Raw genomic sequence first — 17,797 nt, forward strand, 5'->3', positions numbered from 1 at the left:
TCTTGACCGTCTCCGGCGTCGCCGCGACCCGCGTGTCCGCAAGTTCGCGGACAATGGCAATGAGCATGATGGTCCATCCTTGAGTAAAAAAGCCTGCGATCAGGCGGCCGCCTGCTCGCGCAATACGTTTTTCAGCACCTTGCCCGACGCGTTGACCGGCAAGTTGGCGACGAACTCGACCTCGCGCGGCACCTTGTAGTTGGCCATGCGGCTGCGGCACCAGGCGACGATCTCGTCGCCGGTCGGCGCGAAGCCCGCGCGCGGCACCACATACACCTTGCCGACTTCGCCCATGCGCGCGTCGGGCACGCCGATCACCGCCGCTTGCGCGACCTGCGGGTGCTGCGCGAGCATGCGTTCGATCTCGGCCGGGTAGACGTTGAAGCCGCCGACGATGAACATGTCTTTCAGGCGGTCGGTGATCGCCAGATACCCGTCTTCGTCGAGCACGCCGACGTCCCCCGTGTGCAGCCAGCCGTCCGCGTCGATCGTCTGCCTTGTCGCCTCGGCGTCGCCAAAGTAGCCCGCCATCACGTTGAAGCCGCGGATCCACACCTCGCCCGCCTCGCCGGCGGGCAGCGGCGCGCCGGCCTCGCCCGCGATGCGGATTTCGACCCCGGGCAGCGGTCTGCCGCAGCGCGTCGCGACCGTCTGGGCGCTGTCGGTCGGCAGGGTCAGCGTCGCGATACCCGACGATTCGGTCAGCCCGTAGCCGGTGAGCACCACCTCGAAGCCCAGCTCGCTGCGCATGCGCTCGATCAGCGCGGGCGGCACCGACGCAGCGCCCGTCACGGTCGCGCGCAAGGACGAGATGTCGGTCGCGGCGAGCGCGTCGGCGCCGAGCAGCGAGTAAAACAAGGTCGGCGCGCCCGGCAGCACGGTGATTTTTTCGCGCTCGATCAGCGCGAGCGCCTGATCGGTGTCGAACACCGCCATCGGGTACAGCGTCGCGCCGGCCATCAGCCCGGCGAGCCAGCCTGCCTTGTAGCCGAAGGCGTGGAAGAAGGGGTTGACGATCAGGTAGCGGTCGTCCGGGGACAGCGAGATCGCCTCGGCCCAGATCGCCATCCCGGTCAGGTTCTGGCCGTGTCCAGTGATCACGCCTTTCGGGTAGCCGGTGGTCCCCGAGGTAAACAGGATGTCGGAGGCGTCCTCCGGCGATAGCGCGCGCATCCGCTGCTGCACTTCGCCCAAGGCCTCGTCGTCCGCCCAGAACAGCAACTCGTCCCAGCCCATCACGTCGGCGGCGGCGTCCGCGGCCCCGAAGCTGACCACCTCGAGAAGCGACTCCGGACGCAGGCCGGCGAGCTGCTGCGGATAATCGACGCCGAGGAAGTGGTCGACGCAAAACAGCACCCGGGCCTGGCTGCGCGACAGGATGTACGCCGCCTCCTGCGACTTCATGCGGGTGTTGACCGGCACCAGCACCGCGCCTGCGCAGTGGATGCCCAGCGCGGCGGCCACCCACTGCCAGCCGTTGGGGGCCCAGATGGCGACCCGCTCGCCCGGCTTCACGCCCAGGCGGACCAGGGAGGCGGCGACCTTCAGCGCGAGGCGTTCGAGCTCGGCGTAACTGATGCGCTGGCCGGCGTCGACGATCGCGTCGCGTCCTGGCCAGCGTGCGGCAGAGGCCGCGAGCATGCGGGGAATGGTGGGGGTCGAGGGCAGCATGGTTGACTCCAGTCAGATAGGGCTGACCCTATCTTCAGCTCTGGCGGGCGCTGCCTCATCGTCCGCCAGGACTAGCGCAAACCGCTCAAGCGCTTGCGCGCGCGGCCTTGCGTGCAAACAGCGCGCGGGCGCCGAAGATCAGCGCCGACCAGAACGCGATGCCGACGGCCAGTGCCGCGTATTGCGCGGCAAAGTCGTTCTTGCCGAGCACCATCGGGATGCTGCCCAGCATCATGAAGAGGAAGGTCGCCGGGTTGATCAACAACGTAAACCGGCCCATCACCTGCATAAGCACGACGACAAACACCAGCGCGATGAACACGCCAAAGCCGACCGGCGCGCCGAAGGCGGCGGGCAACACCAGCAGCAGCGACGAGAACGCGTAGCCTGCGAGCGCGCCCAGCACCGCCGGCAGCCACGCGTCCGGCTCGGCGCCGCGGATCGACGCGAAGTACCACAGGAAGAAGAAGGTGATCCAGCTGTCCTTGACGCCCATCAGGTAGAGGAAACCCAGGTAGGCGCTGACAACCAGCACGATGGCGCAGTTGATCAGCAGCGCGCGGCCGAGGGTCGGAGGGGTGGCTTGCATGGTGGTCGCTCTCGTAAAAGGGGTGAAAAGCGGGTAGCGCTTTCAGTGCGCGCGGGACTGCCAGCGCTCGACACCGTCCGCGCCGGCCTCGCGCCGGCATTGCCCGCGCGCCTCGAGGTAGCGCAGGTGCGCGAGCGTCTCGGACACCGCCATCAGCTCGGACACCGCGCCGGTGAGCCGCGTAAAGAGCACACGGGCGAGCGCATGCGCGCAGCCGGGCGTATCGGCCGCGAGCGCGAGCAGGCGCGTGAGCTGCGCCTCGTGGTAGGCGGCGATCTGCGCCGCGCGCACGCCGGCGCCGACGAAGGGCAACTGGTGCGAGGGCAATACCAGCGTGTCGGCGGGCAAGCCCTGCAAGGCCTGCATCGACGCGAGCCAGCCAGCGAGCGGGTCACCTGCCGCGTTGCCGGCGTTCAGGCCGACGCTGGGCGTGATCTTCGGCAACAACTGGTCGCCGGCGATCAGCACGCCCTTCTCTAAGCAATACAGCAGCACATGGCCGGGCGAATGGCCTTCGCCGACCAGTACCTGCCAGCTGGCCCCGCCGATGTGCAGGGTGTCGCCGGCAGTAAGCGCCTGGTAATCGTCGGGCGGTGCGCCGGCAAAGCCTTCGTCGCTGAACGCGGCGATCGCGGCGCTGAGCGTCGCCTCGGGCATGCCGTGGCGCAGGAAGAACGCGCGCGCGGCCGCGTCGTCGCCCGACTGTTGGCGATCCAGCCGCATCAGCTCCGCCCACTCGGGTGCCGACATCCAGAACGGGATCGCGTGCTGTCGGGTCAGCTCCCCGGCGAGCCCGGCGTGGTCGTGGTGAAAGTGGGTACAGATCAACCTTGAGGGCCGGTAGTCGGCGAGCAGGCGCGCCCATAGCGCGCGCGTGTCGTCGGTGGCGAGGCCGCTGTCGACGATCGCCCAGCCGCCGTTGTCTTCCAGCAGCCACAGGTTGATATGGCCGGGCGGAAACGGCATCGGCATGCGCAGCCAGCGCACGCCCGGCGCGACTTCGACGGTCTCGCCGGGCGCGGGCGCGTCGGCAAACGGGTAATGCAGGGGTCGCTCGCTCATGCGTGCTCCAGTCAAAAGCGGGCAGCCCGGGCTGCCCGTCGCTTACGCCATCAGCGAGCCGCCGTTCAGCGGCAGGATCTGGCCGGTCACCCACGACGCCTCGTCGGAGGCAAGGTAGACGCAGGCCGCGCCGATGTCCGCCGGCGAGCCGGCACGCGGCACCGGGTTGATGCGTGCGGCGAGCGCCTCGGCGCCTTCCCAGTTATTCATGGTGCCGAGCGATACCGCGTTGACGGTCACGCCCTGGCGGCCGGTCTCGGCGGCGAGCTGGCGCATGAAGCCGATCGCGCCGGCCTTGGACGCCGCGTACGCGGCGAGCCCCATGTCGGTACCCATGCGCCAGCTCTCGGAGCTGACGATCACCACCCGGCCGTGGCCGCGCTCTATCATCCCGGGCAGCACCGCCTGCGTCATCTGCATCACCCCGTAGAGGTTGAGCTCGACGTAGCGCTGCCAGTTCTCGGGCTTGCTCTGGACGAACCTCACGTTGTCCGCCTGCCAGCCCGCCGGCAGCCCCGCGTTGTTGACCAGGATGTCGACCGGCCCCAGCGCTTCGCGGGCCGCCAAGAGCATGCGCTCGATCGCGGCGCGGTCGGTCACGTCGCAGGCAAGCCCGACCGCGCGGTGGCCGCGCGAGGCGAGTTCATCGGCCGCCTCGCGTGCGCGGCCGGCGTCGATATCGTTGACGACCAGCGCCGCACCCTGCCCAGCCAGCGCCTGGGCGACACCCAAGCCCATGCCGCGCCCGGCTCCGGTCACCAGCGCGACACGTCCTTCCAGTGAAAACAGCATGATGTCTCCCTACCCGTTTCAGGACGCAAAGGGCGGCAGGCCGGCCCGCGCTAGCGCCTCGGGCGAATACGGCACATAGCGGCCGGCCGCCTCGTCGCGCACGTACAGTGGTTCGTCAAAACGCGCCGGGTCGTAGCCCTCGCGCATCAGGTCGACCTTGCGCAGCTTGAAGGTGCTGGTGATGTCGGCCTCGCGGCGCACGCGCACGAACTGCGGCGCAGCGTAGCGCGGCAGGCGCTCGCAGCTCAGTCGGTAGAACGCGTCGGTGTCGAAGCTGTGGCCCTCCTGCATGACCACCGCCGCCATCCCGCAGCGCCCCTCGTGGCCGGGCACCTGCACGCCGTAGATGGTCAGCGCCTCGAGGCCGGGGAAGCCCGACAGCGCCTCGGCGACCTCGGTGGTCGACACGTTCTCGCTCTTCCAGCGGAAGGTGTCGCCGATGCGGTCGACGAACCAGCAGTAGCCGTCCTCGTCGTAACGCAGCAGGTCGCCCGAGCGCCACCACGCGTCGCCCGGCGAAAACACGTCGCGCAGGATCTTCTGCTCGGTGGCCTCGGCCGAGGTGTAACCCTCGAAACGGCCGCCGCCGGTCTCGTCGCTCTGGATGATGTAGCCGAGCACTTCGCCCGCCTCGCCGGGGCCGACCTGGCGGCAAAAACCGGTGTCCTCGTCGCGCAGCGGCACGTCCGCGTCGGTGTCGTAGGCGATGATGCGCACATTGGTGCGGTCCCAGTACGGGATGCGCCCGCACGAGCCGACGCGGTTGTCGACGTTGATGATGTTGCAGTTGCTCTCGGTCGACCCCCAGCCTTCGAAGACGTCGATCTCGCCGAAGCGCGCGACAAAGCGCTGCCAGATGTCGGCGGACAGCCCCGCGCCCATCATCCGCGTCAGCGTGTGCTCGCGGTCGTCCGCCCGCTCGGGCTGGTTCAAGAGGTAGCGGCAGATCTCGCCGATGTACTGGCACACCGTCACCCGGTAACGGCGCACGTCGGACCAGAATTCGCGCACCGAGAACTTGCGGCGGATCACGATCGCGCCGCCGCAGCGCAGCGCGGTCGAACCGAGCGAGGTGGCCGCTGCGCCGTGATAGAGCGGCAGGAAGCAGTAGAACACGTCGTCCGGCTCGGCCCCGATCGTCACCTGCATGATGTCGCCGACGTTCAGCCAGCGCATGTGGCTGGTATTGGCCGCCTTGGGCAGGCCGGTGGTGCCCGAGGTGCAGATAAAGACGGCTGGCGCCTCGGCCGTCACCTGCGCCCGCAGCGCCGGGTCGGGGTTGGCGGTCTCGCTCTGGCGGGCAAGCCGCGTCAGGTCGAGCGCGGCCTGCGCCAGCGCCTGCGGCTGCGACGTGCGCGACGCATCGGCGACGCGCCACAACGGCACGTGGCCGGTGTCGAGGCCTTCGAAGTTGGCCAGGCACTCGTCGCCGCAGATCACCGCGCGGGCACGGGTCGCGGCGAGCGCGTGGGCGAGCGGCTGGCCGCTCAGGTTGGTGTTGATGAAGCCGCACACCGCGCCCAGCTTGTTCAGCGCGAACCAGGCGATGAAGAACTCGGGGCGGTTCTCCATCACCAGCGCGACCGCGTCGCCCGCGCCCACGCCCAGCGTGGCAAGCGCGTGCGCGTAGCGGTTGGCGAGCGTGTTGACGTCGGCAAAGCTCAGCACCTCGTCGCCGTAAATCAGGTACGGCCGCTCGGCGAACGCGACCGCCTGCGCTTCCAGCCGGTCGGCGATGGTGTAGGCGTCGTGCGGGCGCACGGTGTTGGCCACCGCGGCGCGCGCGTCGAGCTTGGCCTGGGTGACTTCCCGCGGCGGGATCAGGTTTTGCGCGCTCATCTGGTGACCCTCGGCAGGCCCAGCCCGAACTGGGCGACAATCTCGCGCTGGATCTCGTTGGTACCACCGCCGAAAGTGGTGATCGTGACATGGCGCACGATCTCCTCGATCAGCCCGTTGAGCCTTGCCGCTTCGCTGCCCGCGCGCACCAGCCCCGCCATGCCCACCACCTCGGCAAGCTTCCTCGCCACCGTCAGCTCGGCCTCGGTGCCGTACACCTTGACGGCCGAGGCGAGCGCCGGGTCGAGCCGGCCTACGGCCAGGTCCGCCGCCAGCCGGTAGTTGAACACCTTCATCGCCTCCAGTTCGCACCACGCCTCGGCCAGCCGTGTCGCGACCCAGTCGGTGTCCACCGGACGGCGACCGGCCGCGCCTGGCGTCTGCGCCCAAGCGAGCACCTCGCGGTAGACGCCGATCATCTTCATCGAATGCGCGCCAAGACCAATGCGCTCGTGGTTGAGCTGCGAGGTGATCAGCTTCCAGCCTTCGTTCACCTCGCCGACCACCATGCTGGCGGGGACCCGTACATTGTCGTAGTAGGTCGCGTTGGTGCGGTGGCCGAGCGTGAAGATCGGCGCGCACGAGTAGCCAGCGCTCTTGGTGTCGACGATCAGGATGGTGATGCCCTTGTGCTTGGGCGCATCCGGGTCGGTGCGTACCGCCAGCCATACGTAATCGGCGTACTGCGCGTGGCTGGTCCAGATCTTACTGCCGTTGACGATGAAGTCGTCGCCGTCGCGCACCGCGCTGGTCTTCAGTGCGGCGAGGTCAGTGCCGGCATCCGGCTCCGAGTAGCCGATCGCGAAATGGATGTCGCCGCGGGCGATGCCCGGCAGAAAGCGTGCCTTGTGCTCCGCGCTGCCGTGCGCCATCAGCGCCGGCCCCACCGTGTTGACGGTGACGAAGGGGAACGGCGCGCCCGACTGCACCACCGCCTCGAAATAGATCAGCTGTTCGATCGGCCCCATGCCGGCGCCGCCGTATTCCTTCGGCCAGCCCAGCGCCAGGTAGCCGTCTCGCCCAACCTCAGCGATCAACTCGCGGTAGACCGGGTCGATCTCCTCGGGTTCGGCGAGGCGCGCGCGCGCCTCGGGCGTCATCAGCCGCGCGAAATACCCGGCCAGTTCCTTTTTCAGCGCCTGTTGCGCCGTAGTCAGTTCTACATGCATGGCCGCCTCCTCAATCCGCGCCGACAATCAGGCCGCTGGTCGGCACGCCGGTGCCGGCGGTCACCAGCACGTTGCGCACGCCGGACACCTGGTTGGCTGCGCTGCCGCGCACCTGGCGCACCGCCTCGGCCACGCCATTCACGCCGTGGATATACGCCTCGCCCAGCTGGCCGCCGTGGGTGTTCACCGGCAGGTCGCCACCCCGCGCATGCCGTCCCTCGCGCACGAAGTACTTCGCCTCGCCGCGCCCGGCAAAGCCGTACTCCTCGAGCTGGGTCAGCACGAAAGGCGTGAAGTGGTCGTAGATCACCGCGGTCTGGATGTCCTTCGGCGTCAGCCCCGACATCTGCCACAACTGGCGGGCGACCAGGCCTGCTTCGGGCAGGCCGCTGATGCTAGGGCGGTAGTAGCTCGTCATCATCTGCTGGTCGTACGCGGTGCCCTGCGCCGCCGCCTTGAGGAACACCGGCGTCTGCTTGAGTTTCTTCGCGTATTCACGCGAGACCAGCACCATCGCCACCGCGCCGTCGCTCTCCTGGCAGCAGTCGAGCAAATGCAGGGGCTCGGCGATCCAGCGCGAGCTCTGGTGTTCTTCCAGCGTGATCGGCTTGCCGTAGAAGAACGCCGCCGGGTTGGTCGCGGCGAAGTCGCGCGCGGCGACCGCGACGCGGCCGAAGTCCTCGCTCAGCGCGCCGTATTCATGCATGTAGCGGCGCGCGCTCATCGCGACCCACGAGGCCGGGCTGACCAGCCCGTGCGGGATGTACCAGCCGAAGTTGGTCGTCTCGAAGAAGGGGTCCGGCGCCTTGCCCTGCATGCCCGCGCCGAAGCGGTACCACGAGCGCTCGTTCATCGCGCGGTAGACCACCACCACATTGGCCACCCCGGTGGCGATCGCCATCATCGCGTGCAGGAAGGGACCGCACGCGGCGCCGCCGCCTTCCGGGATGCGCGAGAAGAACTTGAGCTCCTTGCCGCCGATCTGGCGGAACACCTCGCGCTCGGGGTTGTTGTCGACCGCGAAGGTCGAGAGGCCGTCGACCTCGGTGGGGTCGATGCCGGCGTCCGCAAGCGCGGCGAGTACCGCCTCGGTCGCCAGCCGGATCTCGCTGCGGCCTGAATCCTTGGAAAACTCGGTCGCGCCCAGGCCGACGATCGCGACCTGTCCGTTCAGTTGCTTGTTCATGCCATCGCCCCCTCTGCAAACAGCAGCGTGACCTGGCCGCTGACGTGATCGCCCATGCTGTTGCTGCCGCGAAGCTGCACCGTCAGCGCGCGCGCGGCCTCGTCCTTCGCGCTTACCTCGCCGGTCATGGTCATGGTGTCGCCCGGGTAGTTGGGCGCACCCAGGCGGATCTTCACCTCGCCGATCAGCGCTTGCGGGCCGGCCCACGCGCCGACGTAGCGTTCGACCAGGCCGTTGCTGGTCAGGATGTTCATGAAGATATGCTTGGAGCCCAGCTTGCGCGCGGCCTCCGGGTCGTGGTGACCCGGAAAGAAGTCGCGCGTCGCGATCGCGCCGGAGACGATCAGCTCGACGCTGACCGGAATGTCCAGCGCCGGCAGCGCATCGCCGACCTGGGTATTGTCGAAGGAAATGCCCTGAGCGCTCATTGCCCGGCCCTCCAGCTTTCGTTTTGTTGGATGTAGGCGGCAAGGTCGGCGAGCTGGCGGGCGACGCCGCCCATCTCCAGCTCGGCGACGCGGGCCGCGAGGTAGTAGCGGTGCACCGGGTAGCTCGTGTCCGAGCCGGTACCGCCGTGCAGGTGTTGGGCGGCGTGCGCGACGCGGTTACCCGCCTCGCACGCCCAGTATTTGCAGGTCAGGTGCGCGGTGCCGATGGGCGCACCGGCGTCCAGCCGCCACGCAAGCTGCCAGAGCACCGAGCGCAGGGCTTCGATCGCGATGAAGCCGTCGGCCATGCGCTGCGCGACGGCCTGGAAGCTGCCCAGCTTGCGGCCGAACTGCTCGCGCTCGGACAGGTGGGCGACGGTCAGCGCCTGCGCGCCCTCGGCGATGCCCAGTTGCAGGGCGGCAATCGCCAGCATCGCCCTCGGCGCCAGCCATTCGTGGGCGGCGGCCGGCAGCAGTTGCGCGGCCGGCAGCGCGGTGTTGTCGGCGGCTAGCTCGACCACCGTCTCGCCGGTGAACAGGCGCCCGGGTGCCTGCCCAAAAACGGACAGCGGCGCGAACACGAGCTTCGGTTCACCCTCAAGGCAAACGGCCAGCAGCACGTGGCCCGTGTCGGCGGTGACCGCCACCGCGTCGGCCTGCCCCGAGAGCAGCACGCGGTTGCCGTCGAGCCGCGCCGTAAGCGCGGTGTCAAGCGACAGCGCGATCGGCGCGGCAAGCCCGGCGGCGTCAAGCAAAGCCGGCGCGAAACGTGACAGGGCGGCAGCGGCCAGCGCGTGGCGCCACAGCGGCGCGGCGGCGAGCTGTTTGCCCTGTTCTTCCAGCACCAGCGCAAGCTCGGTCACGCCCAGCTCGGCGCCGCCCAGCTCGGACGGCAACAGCAAGGCGGCGAGGCCGGTGTCTTGCAGTTGCGCCCAAAGCGCGGCGTCCCAGCCGGCGCGCGCAAGTTCCGCTGCACGGTGCTCGTGGCCGTAGTCGGCAAACAGGCCTTGCGCGAGCTCGCCGATCTGCCTTTGTTCTTCGTTCAGTTGGAAGTCCATCACGCGCCTCCCACCGGGCGGAACACCGGAATCACCAGTTCGTCCGCGCACTCGAGGAAATCGACCTCGACTTCGCGGCCGATCTCGATATGGGCCGGGTCGACATCCACCAACCCGGCGACGACGCGCACCCCCTCGGCCAGCTCGATCAGGCCGACCGGGTTCGGTTGCGGCACGCCAGGCAGCGTCGGGTGGTGCACCACGCTGTAGGAGTAGATGCGGCCGCGGCCCGACACCTCGACGCTGTCGGACGCGAGCGAGTGGCAATCCGGACAGGCCGGGCCTGGCGGGTGACGCAGCGTGTTGCAGGCGGTGCAGCGCTGGATTTTCAGCTTCCGCTCTTTCAGTCCGTCCCAGAAGAAGCGGTTATCGTCGCTGACGCCCGGCAGCGGGCGGCGCGGCTTCTCGGCCGGCTTGACGCGCTCGGGCGCGCGGAACTTGAACAGGCGAAAGCGCATCTGGCCGACCAGCGCGTCCGCCTCGTCGTAGAAGTTCAGCAACTGGGTGACGAAGAAGCCGGTGCCAAGCCCGGTGGTCTTCTGTTCGCTGACCGATTCGATCTGCGAGGTGAAGGCGATCTTCTCGCCCTCTTTCAGGTAGCGCAGGTAACGCTGCTCGGAGTTGACGGCGACCACCGACGGGTAACCGTTGCGCTCGATGATCTGCAACACCTCGTAGGGGTTGTCGGTCGCCGAACCCTCGGGGAAACGGTCTTTCAGGCCGGCCAGCACCCACACCTGCAGCATGGTCGGCGGCGCGACGTTGGCGCCGAAACGCGCCTTGCCGCTAACCCCGTCCAGGTACAGGGGGTTGTCCACCCCCATCGCCTCGCACCACTGGCGGACCATGGGCTGGTTGACCGCGTCCCACGCGTAGACCTTGCCGTATTCGTGGCCGATCAGCGCGCGCGCCTCATCCAGCCACGACAGATTCTGTTCGCTCACAGTCTTCCTCCTTCACTTATGCGTTGGCCGCGGCCAGGAAGGCCGGCGCCTCGCCACCACCGTGCAGCAACAGATGCGTGCCGCTCGCGTACGCCGCCAGGGGCGAGGCGAGAAACACGCAGGCGTTGCCGATGTCTTCGGGTTCGGCCAGACGCCTGGCCGGAATGGTCGCGGCGACGCTGGCAATCCCCGCGTCGTCGCCGTAATGCAGGTGCGATTGCTCGGTCTTCACGAGCCCCGGGCTCACCGCCATCACCCTCACCTTCGGCGCCCACTCGATGGCGAGCGACGACACCAGGCTCAACACCCCTGCCTTGGCCGCGCCGTAGGCGGCGGTGCCCGGGCTTGGCCTATGCGCGCCGACGCTGGCGACGAAGAGCTGCACGCCGCCGTCCGGCTGCTGCTGCATCAGACGGTTGGCGGCCTGCGCGACATGCAGGGGCGCGAGCAGGTTCAGGCGGATGATGCTTTCGGAGAAGCGCGGCGACGCGGTGGCCGCGTCGGCGTTCGGGCTGCCGCCGGCGTTGTTGACCAACACGTCGAGGCGGCCGAAACGCGCACCGATCTCGTCGACCATCACGCCGACCGCCTCGGCGTCGCGCACGTCGCAGGCGATGAAGTGGCAGCGCTCGGGCAGCGCGTCGGGCGCGTTGCGCCCACAGATGACGACGGTGGCACCGGCGTCGAGAAAGCGGCGGACGATCCCCCGGCCGACGCCGCGCGCGCCGCCGGTCACCAGCACGACGCGTCCGCTGTAGTCGATGGCTACGGACATGGCAGGCCTCCTGGGCAGTGGTTGACGCTTGCCAATCTAAAGGCGCGCGGCAAGCAAATCGTCGTCTGTTCAGACGATGAGGGCGCAGGCGGGGCGGCGCGAGAATCGCCCCATCAACTTCTTGCGGCACTAGCACGCACAACTAAGGAGGCGACGCCGTGGACGGGAAAGAGATCCTGATCGAGACAAGGCCGGCCGAGGCGGTGGCCCAGCTCACGCTGAACCGGCCCGAGGCGACCAACGCCTTGAGCCTAGCGTTGCAGCACGCGCTCGCCGACGCCTTTGCGCGCCTCTCGTGCGACGACACGGTGCGCGCCATCGTGCTCACCGGCGGCGAGCGGGTATTTGCCGCCGGCGGCGACATCAAGGGCATGGCCGGCTGCGGGCCGGTCGACATCCTCAGGCGCCACACCGAACGGCTGTGGGCGCCGATCCAGCACTGCCCCAAACCGGTGATCGCCGCCATCTGCGGCTACGCCTACGGCGGCGGCTGCGAGCTGGCCATGCACTGCGACATCCTGGTCGCCGGGCAAGGCGCGCGCTTTTCGCAGCCGGAGATCCGCATCGGCATCATGCCCGGCATCGGCGGCACGCAAAGGCTGGCCCGCGCGGTCGGCAAGAGCAACGCGATGAAGGTGCTGCTCACCGGCGCGCCGATCGGCGCCTTCGAGGCGCAGCGCATGGGCCTGGTGAGCGACGTGGTGCCCGACGACGAGGTGATCGCGCACGCGGTGGCGATGGCCGCGACCATCGCCGCGATGCCGCCGCTCGCCGCCGAAGAGATCAAGCAATGCGTGTTGCTGGGGCTGGACGCGCCGCTGGAGACCGCGCTTGCGCTCGAGCGCAAGGCCAACCAGACGCTGTTCGCCTCGCTCGACCAGAAGGAAGGCATGCACGCGTTCATCGAGAAGCGCCGGCCCGTATTCAACGGCCGTTAAGAGAGGGAGAGAGAGATGACCGACTTCAAGTCGCAGGAATTCCGCCACGCGCTGGGCGCGTTCACCACCGGCGTCACCATCGTCACCACCTGCGACGCCGACGGCGAGCCGGTCGGCGTCACCGCCAACAGCTTCAACTCGGTGTCGCTCGACCCGCCGCTGGTGCTGTGGAGCATCGCCAAGACCGCACGCAGCCTCGGGGCGTTCGCGCACAGCGGCCATTGGACCGTGCACGTGCTGTCCGCCGAACAGGAAGGCTTGTCCGACCGTTTCGCGCGCCGCGGCGAAGACAAGTTCGCCGGCCTTGAAACAGAAACCGGCAGCAACGGCTGCCCGCTGTTGACCGGCTGCGCCGCGCGCTTCCAGTGCCGCACCAGCTTCGAGTACGACGGCGGCGACCACCTGATCCTGGTCGGCGAAGTGGTCGCGTTCGACCGCGAGGACAAGGCGCCGCTGGTATTCCACGGCGGGCGCTACGCGCTGGCCACCCGCAAGGGCGGCGAGAGCCCGGCCGCCGACGAGCCGCACAGCTTCTCGGAAGACTTCCTGGGCTACCTGGTCGGCCGCGCGCACTACCAGTTCCTGGGCGCGCTGCGCGGCGAACTGGAAGAACAGGGGCTGACCGACCCCGAATTCTTCGCGCTCTCGACGCTGCTGCAGCGCGGCACGCAAAGCCAGGCCGCGCTGGACGAGCTGATGCGGCACAGCGGTTTCCTGCCGCAATTCTCGCCGCTCACCCGCCTGGCCGCGCGCCACCTGCTCGAGGCGCAGACGGTCGAGGGTGCGCCGGGCTATGCGCTGACCGCCAGCGGCCGCGCGGTGGTGGTGCGGCTGGTGGCCGTGGCCAAGGCGCGCGAGGCGGACCTGGTCGAGAAGCTCGGCCAGTGGGACGCGCGGGTGCTGAAGAACCTGCTCAAGCAGATGATCGCGCTGACCGACAACGGCACGGTCAAGGTGTGGCACCCGCAAGACGGTCGGGCGGCCTGAGCGCAATCGCGTTTGACTGAATGAAACGATTTAGACATGACAAAAGCTGGCATTATTCGCTCTCAATGCACGCCGCCCTGAATCCGCCCGGCAAGGCCCCTTGGCGGGCGGCCCCTGACACCTCGGGGCACACGCAAGGGAGCAAGGACAGCACGTCTGGCGTCGGTTTCTTCGCTTCAGGCACAGGCCGGGCTTTGCCGTGCTGATCCGCACGTGAGGCCGGCACAGCTTCAGCACCGCAGCACGAACAACAAGACCGTAAGGGGAAACCGGGATGAGACTAGGACTGAAAGGACGGATCACGCTCGCGCTGATCGTCGTCAACGTACTGTCCGTCGGCGCGCTGCTCGCGTACGGCCACTGGCAAAAACGCCAGGACGCCCTGCAGGAAGTCGACAACCGGCTGCAGGCCGTGGCGCGCGCGTACGGCGGCATGGTGCCGCCGCAGGCGGCCAACCGGCTCCTCGCCGGCCAGTCGCGCGGTTCGGAGTACCTCGACCTCGCCGCCACGCTCGGCGACTACGCGAAGAACAACGGCGCCAGCCGGCTGTTTGCGCTGGCCAAACAGGACGGCCAGTGGCGTTACCTGATCGCCGACGCCAGCGACGCGCAAATCACGGCCGGCACGCACGTCTCCCCGCTTGCGCCCTACCCCGGCGGCCCGGCACAAGCGGACCTCGCGCTGACGCAAGGCCATGCCGTATCCGAGCGCGACGGCCAGCGCCAACTGCTGCTGCGCGCGCAGGGGCTGCAGGGTGAAACCTACCTGATCGGCGTCCACACGCCGCTTGCGCCGGCCCAGGCGGCCATCGCCACCAACCTTGCACAGTCGGGCGTGATGGCGGCCGCCATCATCGTGGTCGGGCTGATCACTTCATGGTTGCTGGGCGCGAGGCTGAGCCGGCGCCTGGTGCGCATGCAGCGCCAGATCGAGGCGATGGCCGCCGAGCGCAACCTGCTCGCCACCCTGGACGAGGGGCAGGACGAGGTCGGCGCGATCGGCCGCGCGATCAACTCGCTGACCGCCACCCTGCGCGGCTCGCTCGCCAGCTCCGCCAACGCGGCGCGCGACGCGCTCTCCCGCAGCGAACGCTTCCACGCCGACGCAAGCCACGCCAGCGACGCCCTGTTGCGCAGCGGCGCACGCCTATCCAGCGTCAGCGCCGAGGCGCAGTCGATCAGCGTGGCAGCCGAGGCCGCCGCAGAGGAGGCGCAACAGGTCCACGACGCGATCGACAGCGCCCAGCATTCGCTGGGCGAGAGCATCACCCAGTTGTTCGCGCTGGCGGACAACGTCAAGGACAGCAACGGCAAGACCGAGGCGCTATGCCAGCAGCTCTCTTCGGTCAGCCGGCAGGTCGGCAGCATCGACACGGTGCTCGCCACCATCCGCGACATCGCCGACCAGACCAACCTGCTGGCGCTGAACGCCGCGATCGAGGCGGCGCGCGCAGGCGAAGCGGGCCGCGGTTTCGCGGTGGTCGCCGACGAAGTGCGCAAGCTTTCACAACAGACCGAAGCCGCGCTGGGGCGCAGCCGCAGCAGCATCGAAGCCATCCAGGGTGAAATCGGCGCGTTGGATGCCGTCGTGCAGGGCACGCTCTCGCACAGCGTGCAGATCGCCGAGGAGTCCGCCCGCGTCGCCGGCAGCGTCGCCAATGGCAGCCAGGCACTCGGCGAGTCGACCCGCGCGGTCGCCGTCACCCGGCAACGCGCCGAAGAGATCCGCAGCGCGCTGCTGGTCACCAGCGACGAGCTCTCGGCGGTGAGCCGAGACATCGACGACACCATCACGCTGGCCGGCGATATCGCCCGCGCCAGCGAAACCCTCAAATCAACCTCGCTTGAACTGGCCGGTGAAGTCGGCCAGTTCAAGGTCTGAGCAAGGGACAGGACCATGCACGCAAACACGCCTGCCGCGCCGACCTGGCGCAGCCACTGGGCGCTCGCGCTCGCCGCGCTCGCCTACGTGTGCAACTACGTCGACCGCCTGCTGATGTCGATCCTGATCGAACCGGTAAAGGCCGAGTTCGGCGTGTCGGATACCGAAATCGGCCTGCTCTCCGGCCTGGTGTTCGGCCTCTTCTATTCGCTCGCCGGCCTGCCGCTCGGACGCCTCGCCGACCGGGTCGGCCCGGTGCCGGTGATCGCCGGCAGCGCGATCGCCTTTAGCGGCATCACCATGCTGTGCGGCTTGGCCGGCAGCTTCGGCGCGCTGCTCGCCGCGCGCATCGGCGTCGCCATTGCCGAAGCGGGCGGCATGGCGCCGTCGGTCGCGCTGATCTCGCAGCTCTACCCGGCCCGCCAGCGCTCGCGCGCGCTGGCCGCCTTCATGATGGGGCCGAGCCTGGGCGCCATCGTCGGCCTCGCCGCCGGCGGCTGGGTCGCCCACCATTACGGCTGGCGCATGGCCTTCATCCTGGTCGGCGCGCCCGGCGTGCTGATCGGCGCGCTGATGTGGCTGACCGTCAACAACCGCAAGCCCGAGGTACAGGCAGCGGCGCAGCAGGAAGGCTGGGGCGCGTCGCTCTCGGCCATCGTGCGCACCGCCGGATTTCGCTGGATCCTCGCCAGCGTCGCACTGGCGGCGATCAGCGGCTACGCGGTCGGCACCTGGAACCCGAGCTTCCTGATCCGCTCGCACGACCTGACCATGCAGGAGGCCGGCCTGCTCGCCGGTCTTGGCGGGGGGCTGATGAGTTTTGCCGGCACCATCGCCTGCGGCTGGGCGACCGACCGCCTGGTCCGCCGCGACGCCGGCTGGCAGATCGGCACCGCGCTCTTGGGCACCGCGGCGAGCGTGCCGTTCGCGCTCGGCTACTTCCTGTGGCCGGCAGGCACCCTGGTTCAACTGGGTTCGCTGGCCATCCCCGAGGCCTTCGTGCTGTACCTGGGCTTCGCCTTCTTCGGCGTGTGGTGGTCGGTGCCGTGCATCGGCGCGGTCAGCCACCTGTTCCCGGCCGGCCGCGTCGCCCAGGCGACCAGCGTGCTCGCCGGCGTGATGACGCTGTGCGGCATCGGCGCCGGCCCCTTGATCGCCGGCTCGCTGTCCGACGCGTTTGCCGCCACGCAAGGCGCCGAGGCGCTGCGCTACGCGCTGGCAAGCTCGGTCAGCCTGCTCGCACTCACCTGCTGCACCCTCGCGCTCGCGCTGCCGCGCTACCGCCGCGCCCGCACCAGCCTGCAAACCTCCCTGCAAGGATGCTGACATGCAGTTCACCTTCACCGAAGAACAACGGATGATCCGCGACGCCGTCGCCGCCCTGCTCGCCGAACAGTCGGCCAGCACGCAGGTGCGCGTCGCGATGGCAAGCGCCACCGGCACCGACGATGCGCTGTGGCAGGCGCTCGCCGTCGACATGCAGGCCTGCGCGGTGCTGGTGCCCGAACGCTTCGGCGGGCTGGGTGCAGGGTTTGTCGAGGCGGCGCTGGTCGGCGAACAACTGGGCCGCCATGTCGCCTGCGTGCCCTACCACGCGACGGTCGGCCTCGCCGCCAGCACCCTGCTCGCCTGCGCCGACGACGCGCAGCAAGCGGCGTGGCTGTCCGGCATCGCCGCCGGCACCACCATCGCAAGCGTGGCCGGCCTTGCGTACGCCGAGCGCAAGTGCACGGACGGCGCGCGCTTCCGCCTGCACGGCGACGGTTACCTCCTGAGCGGCCGCTTCGCCGCCGTGCCGCACGCGCATGTCGCCAACCTCATGCTGGTGGTCGCCCACGACGAAACGGGAGAAACCGCGCTGTTCGCGCTGCCTGCGGAAAGCCCGGGCCTTAGCGCGCGCCCTATCCCGACCATGGACCAGACCCGCGCGCAGGCCGAAGTGCTGCTCAGCGACGTGGCCGTGCCCGCGAGCGCACGCCTCACCCGCCTGGATGACACAACGCTCACCACCGCGCGCGACTGCGCGACGGTGCTGATTGCAGCCGAATTGTTGGGCGTCGCCGACGCTTCGCTCGCGATGGCGGTCGACTACACCGGCGAGCGCCGCCAGTTCGGCCGCGCCATCGCCAGCTACCAGGCGATCAAGCACCGCGCGGCCGACATGCTGCTCAAGGCCGAGCTCGCGCGTTCGGCCGTCTATTACGCCGCCTGCGTCGCCAACGAAGCGCTGTTCGGCCGCGACGAGGCCGCGCGCAAGGTCGCCCGGGAGCTACCCCAAGCCGCCAGCCTTGCCAAGGCCTACGCGGGTGAAGCCGCGTTCTACAACGCGGGCTCCGCCCTGCAGCTGTTTGGCGGCGTCGGCTTCACCTGGGAGTACGACGTGCACCTCTACTTCAAGCGTGCGCAGGGCTGCAGCCACTTCCTCGGCAGCCCCGCGCTGCACCGCGAGCGCGTCGCCCGCGCCCTGCTCGACTGAA

Annotated in this window: 16 protein-coding genes; 5 read left to right on the top strand and 11 right to left on the bottom strand. The window is 69.3% G+C overall.

Going from position 1 to position 17,797, the window contains the following annotated elements; all coding sequences use genetic code 11:
- Nucleotides 1-99: 99 nt before the first annotated feature.
- The 11 genes from E5K04_RS12695 to E5K04_RS12745 form a co-directional block, all read right to left on the bottom strand.
- Nucleotides 100-1,671 (bottom strand): FadD3 family acyl-CoA ligase, encoded by a 1,572-nt coding sequence (locus E5K04_RS12695; RefSeq protein ID WP_136554674.1) that lies wholly within the window; start codon nucleotides 1,669-1,671, stop codon nucleotides 100-102.
- 85 nt (nucleotides 1,672-1,756) lie between these two features.
- Nucleotides 1,757-2,260, bottom strand: coding sequence for a hypothetical protein (locus tag E5K04_RS12700; protein WP_136554675.1), 504 nt, complete (start codon nucleotides 2,258-2,260; stop codon nucleotides 1,757-1,759).
- A 42-nt stretch (nucleotides 2,261-2,302) separates the two neighbouring features.
- Nucleotides 2,303-3,322 (bottom strand): MBL fold metallo-hydrolase, encoded by a 1,020-nt coding sequence (locus tag E5K04_RS12705; RefSeq protein WP_136554678.1) that lies wholly within the window; start codon nucleotides 3,320-3,322, stop codon nucleotides 2,303-2,305.
- A 42-nt stretch (nucleotides 3,323-3,364) separates the two neighbouring features.
- Nucleotides 3,365-4,114, bottom strand: coding sequence for an SDR family NAD(P)-dependent oxidoreductase (locus E5K04_RS12710; RefSeq protein WP_136554680.1), 750 nt, complete (start codon nucleotides 4,112-4,114; stop codon nucleotides 3,365-3,367).
- 18 nt (nucleotides 4,115-4,132) lie between these two features.
- A complete protein-coding gene (locus E5K04_RS12715) occupies nucleotides 4,133-5,953 on the bottom strand; it encodes a long-chain-acyl-CoA synthetase (RefSeq protein ID WP_136554682.1) in 1,821 nt (606 codons plus the stop codon).
- Nucleotides 5,950-7,122 carry an acyl-CoA dehydrogenase family protein gene (locus tag E5K04_RS12720; protein WP_136554684.1) on the bottom strand — a complete coding sequence of 391 codons (1,173 nt, stop codon included), beginning with the start codon at nucleotides 7,120-7,122 and terminating at the stop codon, nucleotides 5,950-5,952. The genes E5K04_RS12715 and E5K04_RS12720 overlap by 4 nt, the downstream gene beginning before the upstream one ends.
- 10 nt (nucleotides 7,123-7,132) lie before the next feature.
- The gene (locus tag E5K04_RS12725; RefSeq protein WP_136554686.1) at nucleotides 7,133-8,308 is read right to left on the bottom strand and encodes a lipid-transfer protein; all 1,176 of its coding nucleotides are present in this window, start codon (nucleotides 8,306-8,308) and stop codon (nucleotides 7,133-7,135) included.
- A complete protein-coding gene (locus E5K04_RS12730) occupies nucleotides 8,305-8,736 on the bottom strand; it encodes a MaoC family dehydratase (protein WP_136554688.1) in 432 nt (143 codons plus the stop codon). The genes E5K04_RS12725 and E5K04_RS12730 overlap by 4 nt, the downstream gene beginning before the upstream one ends.
- Nucleotides 8,733-9,794 (bottom strand): acyl-CoA dehydrogenase family protein, encoded by a 1,062-nt coding sequence (locus E5K04_RS12735; protein WP_136554690.1) that lies wholly within the window; start codon nucleotides 9,792-9,794, stop codon nucleotides 8,733-8,735. The genes E5K04_RS12730 and E5K04_RS12735 overlap by 4 nt, the downstream gene beginning before the upstream one ends.
- Complete coding sequence (locus E5K04_RS12740; protein WP_136554692.1) at nucleotides 9,794-10,738, bottom strand: bifunctional MaoC family dehydratase N-terminal/OB-fold nucleic acid binding domain-containing protein; 945 nt, start codon at nucleotides 10,736-10,738, stop codon at nucleotides 9,794-9,796. Before E5K04_RS12740 ends, E5K04_RS12735 begins: the two co-directional genes overlap by 1 nt.
- Before the next feature lie 16 nt (nucleotides 10,739-10,754).
- Entirely contained in the window at nucleotides 10,755-11,513 is a 759-nt protein-coding gene (locus tag E5K04_RS12745) for an SDR family oxidoreductase (protein WP_136554694.1), read from the bottom strand.
- A 158-nt stretch (nucleotides 11,514-11,671) separates the two neighbouring features.
- Between E5K04_RS12745 and E5K04_RS12750 the strand changes: the two genes are divergently transcribed.
- From E5K04_RS12750 to E5K04_RS12770, 5 genes are all read left to right on the top strand, one after another.
- Nucleotides 11,672-12,451 (top strand): enoyl-CoA hydratase-related protein, encoded by a 780-nt coding sequence (locus E5K04_RS12750; RefSeq protein WP_136554696.1) that lies wholly within the window; start codon nucleotides 11,672-11,674, stop codon nucleotides 12,449-12,451.
- A gap of 15 nt (nucleotides 12,452-12,466) precedes the next feature.
- Nucleotides 12,467-13,438, top strand: a complete 972-nt coding sequence (locus E5K04_RS12755) for a flavin reductase family protein (protein ID WP_136554698.1) — start codon at nucleotides 12,467-12,469, stop codon at nucleotides 13,436-13,438.
- A 274-nt stretch (nucleotides 13,439-13,712) separates the two neighbouring features.
- Entirely contained in the window at nucleotides 13,713-15,320 is a 1,608-nt protein-coding gene (locus tag E5K04_RS12760) for a methyl-accepting chemotaxis protein (protein WP_136554699.1), read from the top strand.
- A gap of 15 nt (nucleotides 15,321-15,335) precedes the next feature.
- On the top strand, nucleotides 15,336-16,646 hold the full coding sequence (locus E5K04_RS12765; RefSeq protein WP_136554701.1) for an MFS transporter: 1,311 nt from the start codon (nucleotides 15,336-15,338) through the stop codon (nucleotides 16,644-16,646).
- Nucleotide 16,647: 1 nt separating this feature from the next.
- Nucleotides 16,648-17,796 (top strand): acyl-CoA dehydrogenase family protein, encoded by a 1,149-nt coding sequence (locus E5K04_RS12770; protein WP_136554703.1) that lies wholly within the window; start codon nucleotides 16,648-16,650, stop codon nucleotides 17,794-17,796.
- Nucleotide 17,797: the final 1 nt, after the last annotated feature.

This window comes from Crenobacter intestini, assembly GCF_004919095.1.
In the GTDB taxonomy this organism is placed as follows: Bacteria; Pseudomonadota; Gammaproteobacteria; order Burkholderiales; family Chromobacteriaceae; genus Craterilacuibacter; species Craterilacuibacter intestini.